Here is an 18,977-nt window from a genome sequence, read left to right as displayed (position 1 = left end):
TCACCAATTAACAATTTCATTTTTTGACTTTGGGTTCAAAAATACCTAACTTGCCATTTTCTATTATTTATTAATTTATAATGCCATGACCGAGACATTGGACATCAAGATCAGCAGGACAACTGCTTCCCGTTTGCAGCAAACGGACTTCGACAACTTACCTTTTGGAAAAACTTTTTCTGACCACATGTTTGTGGCCGATTACGCAAACGGTGAATGGAAAAATCTCTCGGTCATTCCCTACGGCGAAATTGGTCTAAGCCCCGCAATTTCAGCACTTCATTACGGACAAGCGTTTTTTGAAGGCCTGAAAGCCTATAAACATGCCGATGGAAAAATTACCGTTTTCCGTCCGGATAAAAATGCTATTCGTTTCAATAAATCGGCCGAGCGCCTTTGTATGCCAACCTTGCCCGAAGAAATCTTTTTGCAAAGTATAGCTACTGTGGTTGATCTTGACCGTGATTGGGTGCCATCAAAGCCAAACCACGCGCTTTATATCCGCCCGTTCATGTTTGCTACCGATCCGTATTTGGGTGTAACCCCATCTTCAACTTATAAATATATGGTATTGGTTGGCCCGGTTGGCCCGTACTTTTCAAAACCATTGCGTGTTAAAATTGAAACACACTATACCCGCGCTGCCGAAGGCGGTATGGGCTATGCAAAAGCAGCCGGCAACTACGGAAGCTCTATGCTGCCCGCCCGTAAAGCAACCGAAGAAGGTTTTGACCAGTTAATATGGACAGATGCCAAAGAGCACAAGTTTATTGAAGAAATGGGAGCAGCTAACGCTATGTTCCTGTTGGATGGTAAACTGATCACTGCCGAAGCTAAAGATACCATATTGGATGGCGTAACCCGCGATACCGTTATTGCTTTGGCTAAAGAGTGGGGTATTACCGTTGAGGAACGCAAAGTTTCTGTAGCCGAAATTGTTGAAGGTGCTAAAAATGGTAAACTAACCGATGCCTTTGGCGCCGGTACCGCCGCAACTATTGCTCCGGTAGCTTCAATCAGCTATGAAGGTGAAGAATATTTCCTGAGCGACCCGAAAACACGCGAGTTTTCGAACAAGGTGTTTGATACCCTTGATGCTATTAAATATGGTAACGCTCCTGATACCCACGGCTGGAACTACCTGGTGAGTGAGTAATTATTAGCAAAATATAAAAATGCAAAACGCCACGGGTTTTCCGTGGCGTTTTTGCGTAGAATCCATACTTACGAAGTTTTTAAAACTTCGTAAGTATTCAAACACTTTATCATTCCTCTTCAAAATCTGTTGATTTTCAAACAATGACGATTATTTAAGAAACTCACTGATTATACTGTAAACTGCTAACTGAGCTTACTGGTTATAAACAAACTTGTAACCAATGCCTCTTACGGTTTGTAGATACTGCGGCGAATCGGCATTGGTTTCTATTTTTTTACGAAGGCGGACGATATGCATATCCAGCGTACGGGTATTTACATCGGCGTTGTAGCCCCAAACTTCCATCATCAGTTCTTCGCGGTTTATTACCTTGTTTTTGTTTTTGAGGAAATAAAGCAGGATCCTGTTTTCGAGGATTGTTAGCTCTATCTTACGCCCGTCGCGGATAAGGAGGTGCGTATTGGGCAGGTGCTCCATATTGGCAAAGCGATATGATTCGGGCTTTTCGCTGTTGAGTGAAAACTTGATCTTATTTTCGATCATGGCCACCAGCACATCCATATTATAAGGTTTGGTGATATAATCAGATACCCCAAAGTTATACGCCTCTATCTTATCAACATCCTGGGCTTTGGCTGTCATCATAATAATTAGCCTGTCAAAACCTTTTTCGCGGATGTTTGCGCAAACTTCAGAGCCGGGTTTACCGGGCAGCATCCAATCTAACAGCACAATATCCGGCTGATCGGCCAGGATCATGGCTTCGGCATCGTTACCATTACCGGCTTCCAGTACTTTGTAACCTTCTGACTGCAAACGTTCTGCAACCAGGAAACGCAGGTTCTCATCATCTTCAACCAGCGCAATTTTAATTTCTTTGTTCATATCTTAATTTTCGTATGGAAGCGTAACTATAAATTCCGAGCCCTCGTTAACCTTGCTATAAACAGTTATATCACCGTTCATAAAATTAACCAGTTCTTTACAAAATGCCAAACCCAGGCCAACGCTTCCGTTTTGATTGTATTGGTTCTCTATCCTGTAAAACTTTTTAAAAACATTATTCAGTTCATTTTTAGGTATCCCTATGCCCTTATCAGCAAATGAAAACACAATATTGCGTTTTTCCTGCGAGATATTGATAAACAGCTCCTTTTGCTGAGGGTGCGAGTACTTGTAGGCGTTTTCAATCAGGTTCTGGAAAACACTCCCTAATAATATCGGATCGGTATAAAAAGTTTCAACCCCATTGATTTTAAATTTAAGATTAAAATCGCCATACTTTATTTTAAAGGTTTCAATATACCTGCGAATAAAATCCTCAATATCAATTTCTTCCTCTTTTAAAGTAATGGATTTATTTTCAATCTGGGTGAATGACAGCAGCTTGTTCATCAGCTCGTTCAGTTTATCTGCTTCTTCATCCAAAATCTTGCCATAATGACGACGCTGCCTTTCGGTAAGTTCACCATCGCCTCTGAGATTTGAGCCGGCTATTTTAATTACACTTACCGGTGTTTTAAACTCATGGGTAAAATTGTTGATAAAATCATACTGAAGCTTAAAAAGCTTCATGTTCACATTCAGGTTGCGGTAAATGAGCCAGCCAATCAGCATTAAAAACAGGGTCATCAACAATACAATGGCGCCGATGGGCATAAAGCGACGGTTAATCTCTGCTGTTAAATAGCCCTGTGCCGAACTGAAGAATAGCTTATAGTCAGAAAATGCGCCCGGGAATGATACCTCGGTGATCAGTTTGTCGCCTTCGCTGTCGATAGGGTCATAAACAACCGGCGTAATCGAAACATTTTCGTAAAGTTCGGGATGGGTGTTTTTTACCTTCATCAGGTATGGATCGAGGTAAAAGGTCATCATATTTTGTTTGTATGATGCTCCTTTGCTGTTACCCAGCATTTGCAGGTCGCGATAAATGCGCACATCTTCGCGGCGCAGGATATTGGTATAACTTATCTTGTCGGGCTTTACGTCCCAAAAAGCTTTAAAAAGCTCATCCTGGCTTGATACGCGCGATGTATCCGAAAAAGCCACATAATTACTCAACTTAATGGCCATTTCCCTGAAATCATCCTCATTGACCGTCCTTCGCTGCTCGGCCCCGTAAACCTTGCCGTTAACATGCCAATACTGATAAACGGCCCTGGCCGCTATGCTTAAATTGTTTTTTCGCACAGTCATAGCCGTTGTGCCGCCAATAACGGCATCATAAAAAATAACCCGGCGTACAAAGCTGTAATCATGAAAAACCGAGGCTGCATATTTACCTGCCGATGCCGAATCAAGAAAACCCTGGTAAGAGGTTATTTCGGGGATCTTATTTTGAAAAAATTCATTATAGGGCTTAATGGTTTGCTCAAGTACCTCAATCTTTTTTGAGGCAAACTCGTTTTCAACGTATTTGGCGGTAAGGTTATAAGATATAAACAAGGCTACCACAAAAGTTATGGATATGAACACCAGGAATATGGTGATCAGCGTAAAATTTTGCCGGTAAGCGTTTTTCTGTACTGCCATGTCGGCTTAAGGTTTAACCCGCATATTCTTATCCAGAAACTTCTCTATTTCGGCGTACATTTCCATCCGGTTATGCTCGCTTCTGAAATAGGCGCGTTCGTTGGGTTTTAAAAAATATTTCACATCAACGTTCCGTTTACGCAGCTCACGCACAAACTGGTTAAGCTCACTGATATTGGCCCGCTGATCTTTAGCACCCTGAAATATAATTAAAGGTACCTTAATTTTATCGGTATGGAAAACCGGCGAAATTGCCCGTAACTGGTCGGCATCTGTTTCAGGGTTACCAACCATTTCGTAAGTCATTTTTAAATATGGCTTAACAAATGGCGGGGCATCTTTGATATAGGTAAAAAAGTTAATGAGCCCATATTGTACAACAGCACAATTGTAAAGTTCGGGGTGGAAAGATACCCCGTAAAGCGCCGAAAAGCCGCCAAAACGGCCGCCAAATATGGCTATCTTTTTAGGGTTGGCTACTTTGGTATCAATAAGCCAGTGTACCCCATCGGTAATATCATCCTGAATTTTGCCGCCTACCTGTTTATATCCCGCACTGCGAAAAGCTTTACCATATCCTGTTGATCCCCGGTAATTAACCTGGAAAACAGCATAGCCCCTGTTAGCTAAAAACTGTACCTGGTCGTCATACCCCCAGGTATCGCGGCTCCATGGGCCATCATGCGGCATAACTACTACAGGATAGTTTTCTTTTTTATCACCACGGGGCAGCGTTAAATATCCATTAATCAGCAAACCATCGCGTGCGTGGTATGAAATAGGTTTCACGGCGCATAACTCTGCCGGTACAAGGCTTGGGTTAATGTCACTTAGCTTAGTTAGTTTACCACTGCTTTTTTCAAAAAGATAAAACGAGCCGGGATTGCGGTCGGTATAAGTATTGAGGATGAATTTGTTTTCAGAGCTATCACGATCAACAACTCTGATCTCATTTCCCTTAAGCTGTTGCTGGATAGCCCGGTACATTTGCTCAACATCGGGCGCAAGAAAATGCTTGCGGGGTGTAGCCTCATCCCAACTGGTAAACTCTATCCGGTGCTTGTTTTTTGAATACTCAAAGCCGGTAATATCTGCTTTGTTACAGCTAAAAATTGTTCGCTCTTCTTTACCATCTTCAGCATTGATCTCCACCAGGGCCATCTTATCACGGTTAACGTTTGAAAGCGCGTAGAAATAATTTTTAACACCGGTAAAAGCAATTGGCCTTACTGTATTTTTGAAGTTATTTTCGATAATGGGTTTAAAAGGCTTATCCTCATCAGGGCGAAATAAAATGGTTTCATTAACCCCGTCTGATGCCCTTTCCAGCCTGATCCGGCCATCCGCATCTGCAAACCACTCGGTAATATTACCCGGGTTGGGGAGGTAGATCTTCATTTCGCCTGTTTTTACATTAAGACGGTAAACGTCAAAATTACCAGGATCGCGCTCGTTAGTTTTAATAGTGATGATATCGGGCTGCTGCCGGTTACGGTTAACTAAACCTATCCTTACATTACCGAGCGATAATATAGTTCGGCTTTTGTCGGTAGCTACATCAAAAGCATACATCTTAACCGAATCGGTAGCTATAAGGTCCTGCGAAAAAACAAGCTGATTATTAAAAGTCCAGAAATAGTCGCCCCTGATAGAGTAATCTTCAAACCGGGTGACCATCCGCTCCTTACCATCAGCTAATGATTGTATAAAAATGTTCTGTTTATCCTTAAATGGCTTAAGATATGATACATATTTACCATCGGGCGAAATCCGGTAAAGACTCCTTTCGGGTGTTTTAAAAAAGTCAATAATAGGTATTTGCCTTACTTTATTCCTGTTGCAGGAAAAGAAAGCTATGATGCAACTCACAATAAGAAAAAATCTGACCCGGCTAAGCATGGTTACAATTACCCTATTTTATTAATGGAGTCAAATTAGATAAATAAGTTCGATGTTATCAAGATGTCACTATAATTTTACCCTGATATGCCGTTATATAAATAATACAGCAAACCCGTTTAAGCAATACTATTAATTGATTATTTTTGAACAGATGAGGGCTTTATATATCGTTATTATTTTTGTTTTTTGCTTTAGTACCGGGGTGCTTGCGCAGGACAATGAACTGCTGTTGGCCAAGCAATACAGCGCCAATGGCGAACCACAAAAAGCACTCGAAATTTACCAAAAATTATACAAGCAAAACAACGAGAATTATTACAGCGTATACGTAAATACACTGCTTAACCTGAAGAAATTTGACGAGGCCGAAAGTATCACCAAAAAGCTGATCCGCCGCCATACTGATGACCACCAGTATGCTATAATGCTGGGCAACATTTATACGCAGGAGGGCAATATGACCAAGGCTGATGCTATTTATGACGACCTGATTAAAAGCCTTCCTGCCGATCAGGGCGAAATATCGGCCCTTGCATCGCAGTTTTACCAGAGTGCTAATATCGATTATGCCATCAAAATTTTTCAGCAGGGGCGAAAGCTGCTTAAAAACGATAATGTTTTTACTTATGAGCTGATTAACCTTTATCGTTTTAAGCGCGATAAAATATCGCTTACCGAGGAGTACCTGAACTTTTTGCCGCAAAATCCCAACTTTATAAATCAGGCTGAAAATGCTTTTTCAAGTGTGTATGAGGGTGCCCCCGATTATGATATGCTTAAAACAGCTTTACTGAAGCGGATTCAAAAAGATCCGCAGCAAACCATTTATGCCGATCTGCTTACCTGGCAATATCTGCAGCAAAAAGAGTTTGACCTTGCCCTTAACCAGGCACTGGCCCTGAGCCGCAGGCAAAATGATGATGGTAACAGCATTTATGACCTGTGCCGTACCTTTATTGGTAACGAAGCATATGACGAAGCTATCCGCGGGTATGAGTATATCATCAGTAAAGGGAAAACAACGCCATTGTATATCCCTTCAAAAATTGAGCTTATCAATACCAAAAACCTTAAAGTAACCTGGGGCAAATACCTGCCCGAAGATTTGCTTGGGCTTGAAAAAGATTATAACGACCTGCTTACCGAGTTTGGCCGTAACAGCAGCACTGCCTTCGCTATGCAAAAGCTGGCCAACCTGCAGGCTTTCAAGCTGCACAAACTAAAAGATGCCCAAAAACTGCTGGAAGATGCTACCAGGATCAGCGATATCAGACCTACCCTGCTGGCCGATTGCAAGCTTGATTTAGGTGATATTTACCTGCTTAACAACCAGCCATGGGAAGCCACACTACTTTACAGCCAGGTTGAAAAGGATTTTCCGGCTACATCCATCGGGCAGGATGCCATATTCAGAAATGCGAAAATGGCTTATTATACAGGCGATTTTACCTGGGCAAAAGGGCAATTGGATGTGCTGAAAGTTGCCACATCGCAATTGATTGCAAACGATGCGCTTAATTTGTTATTACTGATTCAGGATAACCTTGCTGCCGATAGCAGCGGAGCTGCGCTTAAAATATATGCCCGGGCCGATTTGCAGATCTTTGCGCAAAACCCCGGCAAAGCAGTAATGATACTTGACAGCATTGGCACAAAGTTCCCTAACAATAGCCTGGAAGATGATATCATGATGGCCAAATCACGCATCCTCATTCAGCAGAAGGATTATGCCGGTGCAGTGCCTTTATTAAAGAAGATACTTGAAGAACACCCTGCCGACCTGTGGGCCGATGACGCCGTATTTATGTTGGGCGATATTTATGAAAACAGGCTGAACGATAAAGCCACCGCCAAAAACTATTACCAGAAAATCATAACCGATTACCCCGGAAGTCTCTGGATCAACGAAGCCCGCAAACGTTTCAGATTGTTAAGGGGCGATAAAACGGATGCGTCTTAGGTTTGGTGAATGGTTGGTGGTAGGAGAATGGTTGATTAGGTTGATTAAGTGAGTGGTTGAAAACTAACTACCCACGAAACAACCACTCTCCTAATCAACTACTCACTCAATCAACTTAAATAATTAATTTTACAACATGATTGTATACAACGATACCATAATAATTGACGAAAGCATTCATGAAGAATGGCTTAGCTATATCAAAACCATCCATATCCCGGCTATAATGGCTACCGGGTTTTTCAGCTCGTACCGCATTTTAACTGTTATTGATTCACCTAACGAAGGGGTTACCTACTGCATTCAATACAATGCCGATAGTATTGACCACTTTCAGCAGTTTTACATGAACCACCTGCACAAATTTCAGGCTACCCACCAGGAAAAATTTAACGAAAAGTTTGTAATGTTTAACACCCTGATGGAAGAGGTAGAGTAAATTAATTGTGCCAGCGATACAGGGCGTCGAAGTTGTGTACCTCTGGCACACTAAAAAAATCTTTTTATTTCATTTTCTACAAACCTTTAGCGCCTCTGGCGCTGCAACGTTTTATTCTTCAAGAGCTCCTGGTATCATTAAAAGAATAACAAATATGACCGCCAGGGTTACCACTAAACAAATCAACCCGGCGAGTAATGCACGCCATATGGTAAAAGTTTTACCACCGGCTGCAAAATGCTCTCTCATTTGTTCGCCCTGGAACTTTTGTACCAGCAAAAAAGTACCCCAGGCATAAGCTAACGGAAATACAACCTTGGGGAACCGCTCAATACTTGAGGTGAAAGCAGCCAACACCACAATTGCAATCAAAGCACCAGCAGAAATTATCCATGTTATAGTTACCTTTTCCCGCTGATCAAAAGCTTTATAGTTTTGTGATACCAAATAACCGGCAGCCAGCGGCCCGCATAAAAATGTTGCAATCCTGATGGAGTTGATGGTGTATATTTTAGTTTTTTCTTCTATGGACTGTTCTATGGCCTCGCTGTATGGAATCATGAAAGGTTTAAATTAATTAGATTATTTAAACGATGTGATAAAAAATCGTCATTGCGAGGAACGAAGCAATCGCGAACGATACAGGGCGGACCTGCTAATCGGGGATTGCTTCGTTCCTCGCAATGACGTCTTTAAACAGCTTCTAAGATAATATTTCAAATTAAATATAACCTACCTATTCTTACTTTGCGAACATAATTTTCATTGCAGTTACCTGCTTTATACAACGCGCGGGCTTTTTCTCATCCTGAACAATGATACGGAAAGGGCCATCGGCCGGGGCTAAGGGCTGGCCATCAATTTTATCAGCGAGAATGATAGCACGGTCGGTAAAAGCTTTATCCAGTTCGGCGAGGGCGAAAAGCACCTGGTAGCCGTCGCTGGCTTCTACCAAAAGGTATTTGGCCAGGTTTTCACCGCGCAATTCAGGCCCCAAAGTAACGCCTGCTTTTGCCAGGATCTCTGATACGATCACGCCCGAATAGGTATGATCTTTTCCGTCGCGGTCTTTACGGGTAACCGTTGTTTGTTTGTATTGCTGCAGGTCGGCACTGCTAATGGTAAGCGGGGTGGTTACCTCACCTGTTACTTTTACTACAGCTTCTTTTGTTGTGGTTTGGGCCCGGGTTGTAAAGCAGGCTACAAGCAACAGTAGTATAATGGTATATTTTTTCATGGATATGATGTTTAATTTTTTGTTGATTGATGCGGATCTGCGAAGCGCTTATCGGTTATAAAGGTAGAATCGGTAAGCATATTCAGAAAGGCTATCAGCTGTTTTTTTTCTTTGGGCAGTAACTTTAATGATTTACCTCCCGCTTCGTTTGATTCTCCCTGTAAAAAAGCGCTCAGTGATACCGATTGCTTAATATGTTCGCTGTAATGGTCAACAACTTCATCAAGGGTTTTAAAACGGCCGTCGTGCATATATGGTGCAGTTAAAGCTATGTTACGCAGGGTTGGCACTTTAAAGCGCCCCCTGTCGGTAATCAAACCGGTGAAAGCGAACAGACCTTCATCTTTTGAGATACTATCGAGACCGTTGTTATGAAAAAGCTCCAGGTAAGTTTTAGGCCCGCCATGGCAATGGGTGCAATTAGCACCGCGGATCCCTTTTTCCGGATCGGGGCCGCGATTAAAAAGCTCCATCCCCTTCAGTTCATCGGCTGTAGGCTGATAAGCATTACGCAGGTATTGGTCATAATGGGAATTTGCTGAGATCAGTGTCCGCTCAAATTGTGCTATTGCTTTTACTATCCGTTCACCGGTTATTATGTTATCGCCGTAAACAATTTTAAACAAACCCGGATATAGTTTGGTATTGCTCAGCTTTTGTACCGACACCTGGATAGACTGCCCCATTTCATGCGGATTAGTTAGCGGGAACGCGGCCTGCTCTTCCAAACTTGCAGCCCGGCCATCCCAAAAGAATTTACGGGTCCACAATAAATTGGCCAGCGACATGGAATTGCGGGTTGCCAACCCGTTGTTAACGCCTATACTTAAAGCCCTGCCGTCGGTAAAGGCTTTTGACTGCTGATGGCAGCTGCCGCATGATATGGTATTGGTTGCGGATAATTTAGGCTCATAAAAAAGCAGGCGGCCTAAATAAACACCCTGCTGCGTAGTGGGGTTATTGGCAGGTACATTGATCCGGTTGCCAAAATTGGCAGGGTAGTTAAATACATAATCGCCCATAGGGACAGAAGGCCCCGTGCCAGTGTAAGCTGTTAAACAGGCAACAACAAGCAAAAGACATAGTATGAGCCAAACTTTAGCCCCACTTGGGGGAAGTGACATCTTATGTAGTGCCTGGAATAATTTACTCATGTGATAAATTAATATCAAACCGTCATTGCGAGGAACGAAGCAATCGCGAACAATACAGAGCGGCTCTGCTAATCGGGGATTGCTTCGTTCCTCGCAATGACGTGGGGGTTATTGATGTCGGTAGTTCTTCTTTAAAATTAGTAGTTAAAAATCACGTTGGCAAAGTAATTTCTGCCCATTTCCGGGTAGCCTTCAACCAGTGTATAATTCCTGTCGAAAAGATTGTTTATACCTCCTTCAATAGCGAATCCTTTAACCAATGTAACATGTGCTTTTACATTGGTTAAGTAAAAAGCGCCCGACACCGTACCGTAACTGGTGCTGTACCTTTTTGAATTATACTCTTCAGATGCCAGGAAGTACAATTTGGCAATCGGCGAATACTGTAATGATGCAAACACTTTGTTTTTTGGTACATCAGTAAAACGGATCTGCGGCGCCGAAAGGTTATTACGCACTATTAAGGTATAGTTAGCATCAACCCTTAACTGTGGAATGATGGGGTAGCCAACTGCAAACTCGGCACCATAATACTCTGCGCGGCCAACATTTTGCACCTGAGACTGGTTGGTTTTGGTAACCGGGTCAACGGCCACATTATTCACCGTTTGAATACTGTTATTAATCTTGCTGTAAAAACCAGATGCCTGTAATGAAAGCTTGCCGCCAATAAGCGAGTGATAGCTCAGGTCATAGTTAAGTGCATCCTCAGCTTTCAGATCGGGATTAGGGATGGCAGTGCCAAATTTATAGGAGTAGCGGTCTTTAATGGTGGCAAACCTGGTTTTTCGGGCTACCGAAAAGCTCAGGGAGTTAGCATTATTAACGTCGTATTGAATTAAGCCCTGCACATTCCAGGCCCCATTGCTGTTTGCCGGCAGGTTGCTAACGGTATTGTTGGTGTATTGCTGTGCCTGTGTACTGCGCCTGTCATTATAAGCTACACCGGCATTTATCTTTAAGGCTGATGTAATGTGGTAGGTATCTTCGGCACCGATGTAAAAGTTGTTATCGGCATCGCGGCGGGTTGGTTCGCCAATATTATGTTCGCGGTGTACATCCTGTTTAAAATGAGCTGCCACACTGAAGTTGTTGTTTTTCAGGTCGGTGTTTTCAAATGTTACGTTGCCGCCCAGGGTGTAATCGTCATAAATACTCTTGAAGGCATAAGGCTTGGTGATGGTATTGTATGACGCATTATCGTAGCTGTCAATCTCGTTTTTAAACTGATCATAATACCAGCGGGTTTTGATCACGTTGGTGCTATTAAGCTTATTGTTGCTCAACAGGTACAGGCCTCGGGTATCCCAGTTTGGCCATTTCCAGTAACGCGGATTTTTAAACAAAGAGTTTTGGGTATCATCGCCGGCGTAAACAGGTGTGCCTTTGGTGCCGTGGTGATAGGTGTAACCTACAGCATATTCCTGCGATGCCGTTGGGGTGAAACCAATTTTACCGCTCAGGTCAACATCGTTACTATATGAATTATCCCGGTGACCGCCGTCTTCATTTTTAACAGGTATAAATTTTGATGATAAGGGAAAATAATCACGTTTTAATTGAGATGCCGATACCTGGTAGTAAAATTTGTTAAAAGTGCCGCCGACATTGGTATTAAGCCTGTAACCGCCACTCAGGTAACCGGCAACAGCATTTAATTCAAACGGCTTAGCAGGTTTACGGCTGATAAGGTTGATAGCGCCACCTTCGGCATTGGGGCCAAACAGTACAGATGAATATCCTTTGGATACAATGATCTCCGATAAATTAAAGGTATTGTACCGGGCAAGGTCAACGTAGCCATCATAAGGTACGTAAAGCGGTACGCCATCCAAATAAACTGGTACCTGCCTGATATCAAAACCACGAACATTAATAGCCGACTCGTTCCTTGGTCCTACAGCGGTAAGCGTAACACCAGGCAACAGGTTAAGTGCGTGTGAAACATCGTACCGATTATACAGGCTAAGTGTTTGGGCGGTTAGTTTACTTGATCTTACGCTATCTTTTATGCCGATAATATTTACCTGGCCAAGATTAAAAACACGTTTGCCTGTATCTGTAGTTTGTCCCATAGTTTTACTGTGGAGAAACATTATTAAAGCAACAAAAAGAAGTGGTAAAACAGGTAGTTGTTTTTTCATATTGTGATTAACGTTATGTTTTTAAAAATATAACGCAAAAATGCAGAATGGATTTGACAAATCATTCTATTCAGATGCTGGTTTTTAATTTTTTAGCAAAAAGTGTAGTGAGGCTTTTATTTTTTTCTGCTTTCTTCTAAAAATTGAAAGAATTTTTGTTGCAAATCCTTAAACTGAGCAATAATTTCCTGCCCAAAAGGTGTGAGCAAAGCCACTCCGCCACCTTTTCCTCCCCTTTTTGAAATTACCAGGGGATGTTTAAAGCCATTGTTCATATGGTTAACCAAATCCCAGGCCTGTTTATATGACATTTTCATTTGCAGGGCAGCCTGCCTGATGGAACCTGAAGCATGGATCCGTTCGAGCAACTCAACCCGGCCGTGACCAAGCAGTTTTTCATCATCGATCTCTATCCAGATGCGGCCGTTGAGTTTAAATGAAGGGATTTCCATCAATAATTATTATATAAAAGCTAAAAGCGGAATGCACAAAGCCTAAAGCGAATAGATTGATTTTCAATATTATCTAATTGATTAACTGGCTCCGCTATTTAACCGTCAAATTTATTAATGTTAGTGCATTACACCTATTACTCCCTTGCTTTTTTTTGAGCCCGCAGCATTTGTCCGTAGTCCATACGGCGCACCATGGCGTTAACCGTTTGCGCTATGCGGTTGGTGCGGGTAACTTCAGTTTTAGCGCTCTCAATCCATTTAATAAAATAACCGCGATGGCTTTCGGCAAGGCTTTGGAAAAACTCGCCGCCTTCGGGTTCGTATTCAAAGCATTCCAGTAAATCATCGGGGATTATGTATTTGAAATCATTATCGGGTTCAAGACGTACCCGGAGCATGGCACCGCGATGTTTGTGGATCGCCTTGCAGATCTCCCGGCGCAGGGCCATGATAAAATTCCCTTCACCCATGGGCATCAGGGCCATGCCGCGCACTTCAAATTCATCAAGCTTGCCTTTTACACGGAATGATTTTTTATTTCCGGGCTTCATTTCCTGCGCTACATCGGCAGGGATTTCAATGTATGTCCACCCGGTTTTTTCGCCCTGTTCGGCAAATTGTAATATAATGGTATTAAACTCGACCATAAGTATTATTTAACGGCATATTGTTATCATCATTCCTAAAAAATATGCGAAAATGTTAAATGTTTGTTAAATCATCATATTCGGCTGTTTTTGCTGTAACGTAACGCATGGTAGCGATGTCTTATGAGTATAAAAACAATTTAGAATTTAAAAACCTTAAAAACAACAACAATATGAAAACTTTAAAATCAATCATGCTTGGCTTAGCTTTATTAGTAATAGGCACCGCAGCAAAAGCAACAAATAAAATAGATGGCGATAACTTAACCAAAAACTACGCAATCAACACTTATATAGATGCCATGACCCGTGGTAAAATACAAGGCTTTAGCGAAGTGGTAGATCAATCGGCAAAATTCAGCATGCTGCGCGGCACTAAAGTATTAAGTTTTAGCAAAACTGAAGTAGTTGATTTATTAAAAGCCAACAGAAATACCGAGCAGGATTGCATTACCAGCACTTCGATTGTTGAAAGCAATAATGACCTGGCTGTAGTAAAAGTTGATATGAAATACAGCAACTTTACCCGCAGCAACTATGTAACCGTTACCAACACCGGCAGCGGTTGGAAAATCACAAACGTGTACAGCGTTTTTAAATAAGCAAGTTTTAGTTTAGTGTTTAATATGTAAGTAGGTAAAGGCCCCGTTGGTGCGGGGCCTTTTTTATTTTTACTTCACCAGCGGATCGAGCACTTTTTGCCATCGGTCATAACCTTTGCTGTTAAGGTGCAGGTAATCGTTATTGAACAAACTTGAATCGGGTAGGGTAGTGCCTGGTTTATAAATAGACGGAACCAGGTCAACATAATAGCTTTTCGGCTTTCCCTTCAGGTAACTTTTCACCAGCTCATTGGCAGCATAAACAACATCATAGTATTTAGCACGTACCGGGCTCGGCTTTATCGACATAAAATAAACCTCGGCGTTTGGTAATTTTTGATGGATCAGTTCCCAAAGCTTTGCAAATGAGGCGGCGACAGTCTGGGCCGATTTACCGGCCGCTATATCATTTTCGCCTGCATAAATAAAAATTTTGCGCGGTTTGTAAGGGAACAGGATATAAGGTGTGTAATAATCTGCTATCTGCCACAGCTCACAGCCGCCTACTCCCCGCCTGATGATTGGCTTACCGGCGTAGCGTTGTTCAAGATCAGTCCATTTACGGATTGATGAGCTGCCGATAAACAAAATACCACCGGGTTTGGGAAAACTCAGGCTATCCTGGTGTTTAAAGGCCCTGATCTCGTTATCAAACGGGAAACCTTGCTGAGCCGATACACCGGCGCTGAATGCAAGGCCGATGAAGAGTAAAAAAAGTTTTAGTTTCATTACGGGGTAGCTATACGTTCTTCAAAAAATAAAAACGGCAATTGGTTTTCAATGCCTTTGATGATCCATATCGGGCCATCTTCGGCGTGCAATATAATTTTTATCGATTGATTTTGCTGCTTTTCGCATTCGGCTAATACCTGCAGGCATGATCCGCATGAAGTAATCGGCTTTACAATAGGAAAATCATCAGAATGGGCGGTTACAGCCATGGCCTCAATAGGATCATCGGGATGGTTGGCGCCCCAGTTAAACAGTGCTACACGCTCGGCACACAAACCTGATGGGTATGCCACATTTTCCTGGTTACTACCATAAATAATTTTACCGCTTTGCAAACGAAGTGCTGCCCCAACACGGAATTTTGAATATGGAGAATGTGAATTTTTTAATGCCTTCTGAGCTTCAAGGCACAGCTGGCGGTCGGCTTTATGGAGATCGGCCAATGATTCGTATTCATCAAAGGCTATTTTAATTTCGTGACTTATCATATGTTATCAACCCTTGTTAAAAAAATCGGGGGAAACAAGATAAGGATTATTTTAATAAAAGAACCCTGATTTTTAGGATTATTTGATTTCTATGATAAAATTGCCTGATTAAAGCTTCCCCGAATGCTATTAACCTTGATTTTTAGGATTATTTGATTGCCATGATATCATGATATAAAATTGCCTGATTAAAGTCTCCTCATATGCTAAGCAACTCAAGGAAATCCTCTAATCAGGCAACTCAAGGAAATCCTCTAATCAGGCAAATCAAGGTTAATTATACTGCTACCGGCAATTCTACTTCCGTTTCAGCTTTTTCTGCAATTGTTGGATTGATGGTTTCATCATCCTTTTCAACCCGCAGGTTGTTTACAATGTGCATTTGGCGGGTTGGCGTATTTTTACCCATGAAATATTCAAGCAGCGCTTTGATATTGGCATCCCTTAATATTACCGGGTCAAGGCGCATGTCTTTACCAATAAACAAACCAAATTCATCAGGCGAGATCTCACCTAAACCTTTAAACCGGGTGATTTCGGGTTTGTTGCCCAGTTTGGCTATGGCGTTGCGGCGTTCTTCATCGCTGTAGCAATAAATGGTTTCTTTTTTATTACGCACCCTGAACAATGGCGTTTGCAGGATAGAAACGTGACCGGCTTTAACCAGGTCGGGGAAAAACTGCAAAAAGAAGGTCATGAGCAGCAGGCGGATGTGCATCCCGTCCACATCGGCATCGGTAGCAATCACGATATTGTTATAACGCAGTGCATCCAGGCCATCTTCAATATTCAGGGCGTGCTGCAGCAGGTTAAACTCTTCGTTTTCGTAAACCACTTTTTTGGTAAGCCCATAGCAGTTAAGCGGTTTACCTTTTAAGCTAAATACAGCCTGGGTCATCACATCGCGCGATTTGGTGATGGAACCACTGGCCGAGTCACCTTCGGTGATGAATAGGGTAGTATCCTGTTTGCGTTCGTGTGTATCGTCAAAGTGTAATTTACAATCGCGTAGCTTGCGGTTATGCAGCGATGCTTTTTTAGCGCGTTCGTTAGCCAGTTTTTTAATGCCGGCGATATCCTTGCGCTCGCGTTCCGACTGCAGGATCCGTTTTAGTAAGGCATCAGCAGCGGCCTGGTTTTTATGCAGGTAGTTATCAAGCTCCTTTTTAACAAAGTCGTTGATAAAGCCACGTACTGAAGGGCCATCCGGGCCAATATTTTGTGAGCCCAGCTTGGTTTTGGTTTGTGACTCAAACACCGGTTCCTGAACTTTTATGGCAATAGCTGCTACTATTGAAGCCCTGATGTCGGATGCATCATATTCTTTTTTGTAAAACTCACGCACAGTTTTCACCACCGCCTCACGAAAAGCTGCCTGGTGCGTACCACCCTGCGTAGTATTTTGACCGTTAACAAACGAATAATATTCTTCGCCGTATTGCTGGCCGTGGGTCATCGCTATTTCAATATCCTCACCCTTAAGGTGGATAATCGGATAGCGTAAGGTTTCAGCATCGGTATTGCGGGTGAGCAGGTCGTAAAGGCCGCGTTCTGAAAAATACTTTTGGTTATTGAAGTTGATGGTAAGGCCCGCGTTCAGGAACACATAGTTCCAGATCATGCTTTCAACAAATTCCGGAATAAACCGGTAATGCCTGAAAATGGTATCATCGGGTACAAAATTGATAGCAGTGCCATTGCGCTGGGTGGTGTCTTTTTCGCTTTCATCACGAATGAGCTCACCTTTAGCAAATTCGGCCAGTTTGGTGCGGCCGTCGCGGTATGATTGTACGATAAATGAGTTGGAAAGTGCGTTAACCGCCTTGGTACCCACACCATTTAAACCTACCGATTTTTGAAACGCCTTGCTATCGTATTTACCGCCTGTATTTATTTTAGATACGCAATCAATCACTTTACCCAAAGGGATGCCGCGGCCATAATCACGTACTGATACTTTATGATCGCTCATGTTAACCTCAATGGTACGGCCCGATCCCATCACAAACTCATCTATCGAGTTATCCACAATTTCCTTAAGCAACACGTAAACACCGTCGTCATAAGCAGAGCCATCGCCCAGCTTGCCAATATACATACCGGGGCGTAAACGGATGTGCTCCTTCCAATCGAGGGAGCGGATACTATCTTCACTATAATTAACTGGTTCTGCCATGTATATAAAGTAGAAAATTTAAAATAGCGCAAAATACGCCTAATTGCAAAAATAAAATTTCCGGCTTGAATTAACGGAGATCAAATGTCAACTTATTAACATTTGGAGATTGGGAACTCTTATAAAAAGGGCGGGCTGTGCGATTCCCCTCTTGAGAGGCTACTGTGTGTACACATCTTTCTAAATAAAAGAAAATGTCATTTCGAACCCTTGGAGGTGGAAAATAGAGGGGGGGCAAGGGTGAGAAATCTTATACGATATGCATTATTTACTATGTTTGAAACAGGGCGTACAAGATTTTTCGCTATCGCTCAAGAGATAGTTTCTCCTCACCTCCAACCCTCAATTCCCCAACTGGTTCGTCGAAATGACAATTTGTTTTATTGATTGTTAAGATCCCCAAAATGTGTACACACAGTAGCCTCTCAAGAGAGGGGGACTTTTACCCTTATATACCAACGTGCCTACGGCTTAAATTTCAAGCAATTACTTGCCCTGTCCACATTTTTAAAAAACTCGGGGCCTTTATCGTTGGTAAAACAAACAGCCATAATGGTGCCTGTATGGTTGCGTTGCAGGGCAATAAGCAGCGCATATTTGTAATGCTTGGTGGCAGGCAAATCGAGCAGGTTTAGCAGGTATGATTTGCCTGCGTCGGCTTTGTAACGTTTTAAAACATTTGCCGGTATAATCCGGATCGCGTTTTCCCGCTCGCCGGTAAAAGCCGTGGCGTGGGCCTTGCTCATGTTAATATATATAGAGTCGGGGTTTTCCGTTTCCCGGTCTATATCATATTGCCCCTGCTCATAGCTGGTATAGTTTTGTTTCTGGGATTTCACCTGGAACCATACTTCAAAATCCTGCCCGGGCAATTCCAGCGCATAGTCAAATGAAAAGTCCTCATCATTGGGGGCCAGGATCTCTTTAAAACCTTTAGGTTGCGTGTAAATTACATTGGCCTGAGCTACAAGCTTGGTAAACTCTTTAAACTGATCTGTAGCTGTTGTTGATTTGGATTTTGGATAGCCCGGTTTAGTTTTTGCAGTGGTGTGCTTTTTGTTGTTTTGGGCATATAACGGCCGGGGTTTTATCTGCGCCATGCTTTTTGCAAAACACAACAATGATAAAGCCATAAGTAATAAGGGCCGGTTTAGCTTCAAAATAGTTTTCATTTAAGGGACACGCAAGGAAAAAATCCCTGGTTAAAGCACCATAGGTAAATATATAACAATTAATTAATCAACACCCGCTCACCTATCAAATTAACCGTGATGCTTTAACGGTTATATCAATTATTTATTTGTTGTATTAATGATTTTTTTTACGCTGCCAATTTACAATTGTTGC

General features: G+C 42.4%; 17 protein-coding genes. 4 read left to right on the top strand and 13 right to left on the bottom strand.

Features of this window, described 5'->3' with window-relative positions; all coding sequences use genetic code 11:
• The first annotated feature begins 85 nt into the window (after positions 1-85).
• Entirely contained in the window at positions 86-1,156 is a 1,071-nt protein-coding gene (locus ACFFGT_RS16895) for a branched-chain amino acid aminotransferase (protein WP_377023698.1), read from the top strand.
• Between the two features lie 195 nt (positions 1,157-1,351).
• Here ACFFGT_RS16895 and ACFFGT_RS16890 read toward each other — a convergent pair whose 3' ends face one another.
• From ACFFGT_RS16890 to ACFFGT_RS16880, 3 genes are read right to left on the bottom strand one after another with little or no spacing between them, the layout of a single operon-like run.
• Positions 1,352-2,044: a response regulator transcription factor gene (locus ACFFGT_RS16890; RefSeq protein ID WP_377023697.1), complete on the bottom strand. Its 693-nt coding sequence runs from the start codon at positions 2,042-2,044 to the stop codon at positions 1,352-1,354.
• A gap of 3 nt (positions 2,045-2,047) precedes the next feature.
• Positions 2,048-3,694 (bottom strand): sensor histidine kinase, encoded by a 1,647-nt coding sequence (locus tag ACFFGT_RS16885; RefSeq protein ID WP_377023696.1) that lies wholly within the window; start codon positions 3,692-3,694, stop codon positions 2,048-2,050.
• A gap of 6 nt (positions 3,695-3,700) precedes the next feature.
• Entirely contained in the window at positions 3,701-5,563 is a 1,863-nt protein-coding gene (locus ACFFGT_RS16880; RefSeq protein ID WP_377023695.1) for a S9 family peptidase, read from the bottom strand.
• Positions 5,564-5,747: 184 nt separating this feature from the next.
• On the opposite strand from ACFFGT_RS16880, the gene ACFFGT_RS16875 reads away from it, so the two are divergent.
• Both ACFFGT_RS16875 and ACFFGT_RS16870 read left to right on the top strand, forming a co-directional pair.
• Positions 5,748-7,556, top strand: coding sequence for a tetratricopeptide repeat protein (locus ACFFGT_RS16875; protein ID WP_377023694.1), 1,809 nt, complete (start codon positions 5,748-5,750; stop codon positions 7,554-7,556).
• A 136-nt stretch (positions 7,557-7,692) separates the two neighbouring features.
• Positions 7,693-7,995 carry a DUF4286 family protein gene (locus tag ACFFGT_RS16870; RefSeq protein WP_377023693.1) on the top strand — a complete coding sequence of 101 codons (303 nt, stop codon included), beginning with the start codon at positions 7,693-7,695 and terminating at the stop codon, positions 7,993-7,995.
• A 111-nt stretch (positions 7,996-8,106) separates the two neighbouring features.
• Here the strand turns inward: ACFFGT_RS16870 and ACFFGT_RS16865 are convergent, their stop codons facing one another.
• From ACFFGT_RS16865 to ACFFGT_RS16840, 6 genes are all read right to left on the bottom strand, one after another.
• Positions 8,107-8,556, bottom strand: coding sequence for a hypothetical protein (locus ACFFGT_RS16865; protein WP_377023692.1), 450 nt, complete (start codon positions 8,554-8,556; stop codon positions 8,107-8,109).
• Positions 8,557-8,737: 181 nt separating this feature from the next.
• Entirely contained in the window at positions 8,738-9,232 is a 495-nt protein-coding gene (locus ACFFGT_RS16860; RefSeq protein WP_377023691.1) for a molybdopterin-dependent oxidoreductase, read from the bottom strand.
• Positions 9,233-9,243: 11 nt separating this feature from the next.
• A complete protein-coding gene (locus tag ACFFGT_RS16855; protein WP_377023690.1) occupies positions 9,244-10,386 on the bottom strand; it encodes a cytochrome-c peroxidase in 1,143 nt (380 codons plus the stop codon).
• A 137-nt stretch (positions 10,387-10,523) separates the two neighbouring features.
• Positions 10,524-12,530 (bottom strand): TonB-dependent receptor plug domain-containing protein, encoded by a 2,007-nt coding sequence (locus ACFFGT_RS16850; protein ID WP_377023689.1) that lies wholly within the window; start codon positions 12,528-12,530, stop codon positions 10,524-10,526.
• Between the two features lie 116 nt (positions 12,531-12,646).
• Positions 12,647-12,982, bottom strand: a complete 336-nt coding sequence (locus ACFFGT_RS16845; RefSeq protein ID WP_377023688.1) for a winged helix-turn-helix domain-containing protein — start codon at positions 12,980-12,982, stop codon at positions 12,647-12,649.
• 137 nt (positions 12,983-13,119) lie between these two features.
• The gene (locus ACFFGT_RS16840; RefSeq protein ID WP_377023687.1) at positions 13,120-13,632 is read right to left on the bottom strand and encodes a YdeI/OmpD-associated family protein; all 513 of its coding nucleotides are present in this window, start codon (positions 13,630-13,632) and stop codon (positions 13,120-13,122) included.
• Between the two features lie 173 nt (positions 13,633-13,805).
• Here ACFFGT_RS16840 and ACFFGT_RS16835 point away from each other — a divergent pair, with 173 nt between their 5' ends.
• On the top strand, positions 13,806-14,234 hold the full coding sequence (locus ACFFGT_RS16835) for a nuclear transport factor 2 family protein (RefSeq protein WP_377023686.1): 429 nt from the start codon (positions 13,806-13,808) through the stop codon (positions 14,232-14,234).
• Between the two features lie 69 nt (positions 14,235-14,303).
• On the opposite strand, the gene ACFFGT_RS16830 is transcribed toward ACFFGT_RS16835, so the two are convergent.
• The 4 genes from ACFFGT_RS16830 to ACFFGT_RS16815 form a co-directional block, all read right to left on the bottom strand.
• Positions 14,304-14,963, bottom strand: coding sequence for a GDSL-type esterase/lipase family protein (locus ACFFGT_RS16830; protein ID WP_377023685.1), 660 nt, complete (start codon positions 14,961-14,963; stop codon positions 14,304-14,306).
• A complete protein-coding gene (locus ACFFGT_RS16825) occupies positions 14,963-15,454 on the bottom strand; it encodes a cytidine deaminase (protein ID WP_377023684.1) in 492 nt (163 codons plus the stop codon). Before ACFFGT_RS16825 ends, ACFFGT_RS16830 begins: the two co-directional genes overlap by 1 nt.
• A gap of 277 nt (positions 15,455-15,731) precedes the next feature.
• On the bottom strand, positions 15,732-17,630 hold the full coding sequence (locus tag ACFFGT_RS16820) for a DNA topoisomerase IV subunit B (protein WP_377023683.1): 1,899 nt from the start codon (positions 17,628-17,630) through the stop codon (positions 15,732-15,734).
• 464 nt (positions 17,631-18,094) lie between these two features.
• On the bottom strand, positions 18,095-18,763 hold the full coding sequence (locus ACFFGT_RS16815; protein ID WP_377023682.1) for a hypothetical protein: 669 nt from the start codon (positions 18,761-18,763) through the stop codon (positions 18,095-18,097).
• Positions 18,764-18,977 lie beyond the last annotated feature (214 nt).

Source organism: Mucilaginibacter angelicae (assembly GCF_042434235.1).
In the GTDB taxonomy this organism is placed as follows: domain Bacteria; phylum Bacteroidota; class Bacteroidia; order Sphingobacteriales; family Sphingobacteriaceae; genus Mucilaginibacter; species Mucilaginibacter angelicae.
This window is presented reverse-complemented; position numbering and strand designations above follow the sequence as displayed.